Genomic DNA, 820 nt, shown 5'->3' on the forward strand with positions numbered 1-820 from the left:
GGCACTGTTGCAAATAGTCGGTGGTGATAAACTTATCATCCCCTTTTGCTGATGGAGCTGCACATGAACCCATTCAAAGGCCGGCATTTTCAGCGTGACATCATTCTGTGGGCCGTACGCTGGTACTGCAAATACGGCATCAGTTACCGTGAGCTGCAGGAGATGCTGGCTGAACGCGGAGTGAATGTCGATCACTCCACGATTTACCGCTGGGTTCAGCGTTATGCGCCTGAAATGGAAAAACGGCTGCGCTGGTACTGGCGTAACCCTTCCGATCTTTGCCCGTGGCACATGGATGAAACCTACGTGAAGGTCAATGGCCGCTGGGCGTATCTGTACCGGGCCGTCGACAGCCGGGGCCGCACTGTCGATTTTTATCTCTCCTCCCGTCGTAACAGCAAAGCTGCATACCGGTTTCTGGGTAAAATCCTCAACAACGTGAAGAAGTGGCAGATCCCGCGATTCATCAACACGGATAAAGCGCCCGCCTATGGTCGCGCGCTTGCTCTGCTCAAACGCGAAGGCCGGTGCCCGTCTGACGTTGAACACCGACAGATTAAGTACCGGAACAACGTGATTGAATGCGATCATGGCAAACTGAAACGGATAATCGGCGCCACGCTGGGATTTAAATCCATGAAGACGGCTTACGCCACCATCAAAGGTATTGAGGTGATGCGTGCACTACGCAAAGGCCAGGCCTCAGCATTTTATTATGGTGATCCCCTGGGCGAAATGCGCCTGGTAAGCAGAGTTTTTGAAATGTAAGGCCTTTGAATAAGACAAAAGGCTGCCTCATCGCTAACTTTGCAACAGTGCC

At 52.4% G+C, this 820-nt stretch carries 1 protein-coding gene; it reads left to right on the forward strand.

The window, feature by feature from the left end:
• Positions 1-63 precede the first annotated feature (63 nt).
• Positions 64-768: an IS6-like element IS26 family transposase gene (locus HMA55_RS11220; RefSeq protein WP_001067855.1), complete on the forward strand. Its 705-nt coding sequence runs from the start codon at positions 64-66 to the stop codon at positions 766-768.
• Positions 769-820 lie beyond the last annotated feature (52 nt).

The sequence above is a fragment of the Corynebacterium wankanglinii genome, from assembly GCF_013601005.1.
GTDB classification, from domain to species: domain Bacteria; phylum Actinomycetota; class Actinomycetes; order Mycobacteriales; family Mycobacteriaceae; genus Corynebacterium; species Corynebacterium wankanglinii.